The sequence below is a fragment of the Leucobacter sp. M11 genome (genome assembly GCF_035726885.1).
In the GTDB taxonomy this organism is placed as follows: Bacteria; Actinomycetota; Actinomycetes; order Actinomycetales; family Microbacteriaceae; genus JAPFRB01.
Window position 1 is genome coordinate 381,346 of sequence record NZ_JAPFRB010000004.1, and the last position, 4,116, is coordinate 385,461.

A 4,116-nucleotide genomic window follows, 5' to 3' on the forward strand; every position below is an offset into this window, starting at 1 on the left:
GGCGCGAGCGCCCAGCGGATCGCCGGGCTCGGCTTCGCGCTCCTCGTTTCCCCGCTCATGACGCTGCTGCTCGGCGCGCACGCCGGGGTCGTCCTCGTGAACGTCCTCGGGCTCATCTCCAGCACGCTCATCATGCCGCGGGTCTGGCGCGACATCGACTGGTCGATGTTCCGCTGGCTGAGCGCCTTCGCCGTCTTCGGCTCCGGGCTCGGCATCTGGCTCGCCACCCTGTTCTCGCCCGAGGCGATGTCCGTCGGCGTCGGCCTCGTCGTGATCCTGGCCCTGGGCTCCTCGCTCGTCCTGTCCAGCGGACGCATCTCCCAGCAGCAGCGCACGCCGCGCGCCATCGCCGGATTCACCTCGGGGCTCACGAACGCGCTCGCGGGCGTCGGCGGGCCAGCCGTCAGCGCCTACGCCGTGCTCACCCGCTGGCCCGCACAACCCTTCGCGGCGACCCTGCAACCCTTCTTCGTGCTGATGGGGGCGCTCACGGCGACCACGAAGCTCGTGATCGACCCGCACAGCCTGCCCCCAACGGACTGGTGGTTCTGGCCGCTCGTCGTGGGCGGGGTGCTCGCCGGGATCTGGCTCGGGGAACGCCTCCTCGGCGTCGTCAGCGAGCGACAGGTGCGGCTCTTCGTGATCTTCCTGGCCTTCGCGGGGGCCACGGCCACCCTGATCCAGGGCCTGATTGGGCTGCTCAGCTAGTCCGGGGACGCCCCCGAACCTCCCCCGGGGGGCTACGCCAGGTTGAAGTGCGCCTTCAGCCGGGATACCCGCTCGGCGGACAGCTCGCGCTCGCCGCCGGACTGGCGCATGAGGAACACCATCCGGGCCAGGTACTCGAGGCGCTCCATCGAGAGGTAGGCCTCCTCGAGGTCCGGCCCCCAGGTGAGGGCGCCGTGGTGCTCCAGCAGGCAGGCGTTGTACTCGGCGATGAAGGGCGCGACCGAGTCGGGCACCTCCTCCGTGGAGGGCATCGCGTAGGGGGCGAGCGGCACGCTGGGCATAAAGACGACGGTCTCGGCGAGCATGGTCGAGGTGATGGCCTCGCCGCGGATCGCGAAGCTCGTCGAGTAGGGCGGGTGCGCGTGCACGACCGCGTTCACGGGGGTGCCGGTCTCGGAGCCGACGCGGTACGCGCGCAGGTGCATCTTCATCTCGGAGGAGGGCCCGCGGCCCGTGCCCGCGTCGAGCAGGGTGCCGTCGAGCGCAACGATGGCGAGGTCGCTCGGGCGCATCCGACCCTTGCTGATCCCGGTCGGGGTGCACAGCAGGCGCTCGTCGTCCAGGCGGACGGAGACGTTGCCGTCGTTCGCCGCGACCAGCTCGCGCTGCCACATGCGCAGGCCGACGTCAACGATGGCCTCGCGGAGCTCGGTCTCGTTCGCAGCTGTGCTCATCGGTTTCTCCCATCGTTCGGCGCCCGCGTCGAGAACCCGGGTCCAGTTGTCAAACAACCTAGCAGAGGGCTCTGGATCCGCCCAGGGCGGTGCCCGCCGAGCCGGTGTGCGCCGGGCGGCGCCGCGCTCAGGCCTGGCGCAGCATCGAGAAGGTGTAGCGCCCCTCGATGAAGTAGGTGCGCGAGTAGAGCAGGAGCGTGTTCGCGGCGTCGTAGTGCAGCTGATCCAGCAGGAGGAACAGGCTGTGGTCATCGGCCTCCGGCCCCCAGCCGATGTGCGGGGAGGACAGCGCATGAATCTCCGCGAGGCTGTGGTCGGCGCGGTAGCCGAGTTCCGTGGACAGCGCCCGGAAGATCGAGCCCGTCAGCTCGGCGGGGTCCCGGCGCTCGGGCCAGATCCCCACCGGGATCAGGTCGTAGGAATAGGCCACGACCTCGCCGTCGGCGAGCAGGGAGCGCCGGGCCTCGAGGGCGCTCGTCCCGTTGGCCACGCCCATCCGCTCGACCTCGTCCGGGAGGAGGGGGCGCAGGGTGCGGCTCTCGTAGGTCATCCCGGGCTCGCGACCCATCGCGCGGATCGACTCCGAGATCGAGTCGAGTCGCTCCAGGCCCGCGGTGATCATCGGGCGGTCCGTGACGAAGGAGCCAACGCCGTGCTGCGTGCGCACGAGGCCCTTCGTCTCGAGCTCGCGCAGGGCGGCCCGGACCGTCGGGCGGGACACCCCGAACTGCTCCGCGAGCTCGGTTTCGGTGGGCAGGCGCTCGCCGGGTCCGTACTCGGCGCGGGCGAGCGCGTTGCGCAACGACTGCGACACCTGTGAGACGAGACTGGTTGGCCGGGCCATCGGTGGGTCCTCTCAAAGGGGTGCGTGGGAAGCGGGTGAACGGGCAAGTGAAGCCGATGAATCGCAGTGTATCGCGCTTTGTCTGCTGGGCGGGGCCGGACGGAGTGGCGCGATCCGGTTGACTCGCGTGCACGGGGGAGGTACGTTGTAAGACAACTGTGTGAGGAGGTTGTGATGAGCATTCCCGATCCCACCCTGCCCTCGCTGGAGGGCACCGGGGTGATCGTCACCGGCGCCTCCGGAGGCGTCGGCTCCGGCATCGCCCGCCGCTTCGCCGCCGCGGGAGCCGCCGTGCTCGTCCACTTCAACCGCTCCGCCGAGCCCGCCCAGCGCCTCGCCGAAGAACTCACCGCCGCCGGGCACACCGCGCTCGCCGCGGGGGCCGATGTGCGCGACCCCGAGGCCTGCCGGGCGCTCCTCCAGGTCGCCGCCGAGGCCTTCGGGCACGTCACCGCCGTCGTCAACAACGCCGGGGTGCAGCCGGTCGGGCTGCACCAGGACCTGAGCGTCGAGGACTGGCGCGGCGTCGTGGACACCAACCTCACGGGCGTCTTCGTGATGACCCAGGCCGCCGCCGAACACTTCCGCTCCGCCGGGACCGGCGGCTCGATCACGCACATCGCCTCGGTCGAGGCCAGCCGCCCGGCCCCCGCGCACGCGCACTACTCGGCCGCGAAGGCGGGCATCGTCATGCACGCCCGCGCCGCCGCCCTGGAACTCGGGGCCGACGGCATCCGGGTGAACACGGTCTCCCCGGGGCTCATCGACGCCGGCGGGCTCGCCGAGCGCTGGCCAGAGGGGCACGGCAGCTGGCTCGCCCACGCCCCGCTCGGGCGCACCGGCCGCCCCGAGGACATCGGCAACGCCTGCGTCTTCCTCGCCTCGCCCGCGGCATCGTTCATCACGGGGCACGACCTCGTCGTCGACGGCGGCATGCTCGCCACCCCGGGGTGGTAGCGCCGTGACCGAGTCGCAGCAGCAGGCGCAGGCACCGGCACCGGCACAGACCCGCATCCTGGCCGACTGGATGCTGACCCAGGCGGACGCCGGGCTCGTCCGGGACGCCGAGCTCGTGCTCGGCGCGGACGGTCGGATCGCCTACGCCGGGCCACGCCGCGGCGAGGCCGCCCCGGGCGATCTCGTGCTCGACGGCCAGCTGCTCATGCCCGGGCTCGTGAACGGGCACACGCACTCCGCGATGACCCTGTTCCGCGGCGTCTCCGACGACGAGGGCCTCGCCCCCTGGCTCGACGCCGTTCGGGCGCGGGAGCTGCGCATGACCGCCGCGGACATCGCGACCGGCCTGCGGCTCGCGATGGTCGAGATGCTGCGCAGCGGCACGACCGCCTTCGCGGACATGTACCACTGGGACGAGGAACTGCTCCGGATCGTGCAGGACGCGGGCATGCGCGTGCTGGCCGCCCCGGCGCTGTTCGCCCCCGACGCGGTCGGCTTCCCCGCGGCCGACGAGCGCGACGGCGCGGCGATGCTCGACGAGACCGAGCGGCTCGCCGAGCGCTTCGCGGGCGACGAGCAGATCCGCCTCGCCTACGGGCCGCACGCGCCGTACACCTGCCCACCCGAGTTCCTCCGCGAGATCGGCGAGCGCGCGGTCCGCACGGGGCTCCCCGTGCACATCCACCTCTCCGAGTCCGCGCCCGAGGTGCAGGTCAACCTGGACCGCTACGGGCGCACGCCCGCGATGCACATCGCGGAGCTGGGCATGCTCGACGCCCGCGTGCTCGTCGCGCACGGCGTGCACCTCACGCAGGAGGAGATCGAGCTGCTCGCGGCAGGCGGGGCCGCCATCAGCCACAACCCGGTGTCGAACCTGAAGTTGGGTTCCGGCATCGCGCCGCTGCCCGAGAT

Annotated in this window: 5 protein-coding genes; 3 read left to right on the plus strand and 2 right to left on the minus strand. The window is 72.2% G+C overall.

Annotated features, from left to right (window positions below; translation table 11 throughout):
• Positions 1–708 (plus strand): sulfite exporter TauE/SafE family protein (locus OOT08_RS13865; RefSeq protein WP_325093381.1); only part of this gene is annotated, 708 nt, incomplete at its 5' end.
• A 32-nt stretch (positions 709–740) separates the two neighbouring features.
• Here the strand turns inward: OOT08_RS13865 and OOT08_RS13870 are convergent.
• Both OOT08_RS13870 and OOT08_RS13875 read right to left on the minus strand, forming a co-directional pair.
• On the minus strand, positions 741–1,403 hold the full coding sequence (locus OOT08_RS13870) for a class II aldolase/adducin family protein (protein ID WP_325093382.1): 663 nt from the start codon (positions 1,401–1,403) through the stop codon (positions 741–743).
• Between the two features lie 127 nt (positions 1,404–1,530).
• Positions 1,531–2,247: a GntR family transcriptional regulator gene (locus tag OOT08_RS13875; RefSeq protein ID WP_325093383.1), complete on the minus strand. Its 717-nt coding sequence runs from the start codon at positions 2,245–2,247 to the stop codon at positions 1,531–1,533.
• A 174-nt stretch (positions 2,248–2,421) separates the two neighbouring features.
• Here OOT08_RS13875 and OOT08_RS13880 point away from each other — a divergent pair, with 174 nt between their 5' ends.
• Both OOT08_RS13880 and OOT08_RS13885 read left to right on the plus strand, forming a co-directional pair.
• Entirely contained in the window at positions 2,422–3,204 is a 783-nt protein-coding gene (locus OOT08_RS13880) for an SDR family NAD(P)-dependent oxidoreductase (protein ID WP_325093384.1), read from the plus strand.
• Between the two features lie 4 nt (positions 3,205–3,208).
• The coding region (locus OOT08_RS13885; protein ID WP_325093385.1) for an amidohydrolase family protein at positions 3,209–4,116 on the plus strand (908 nt) is incomplete at its 3' end.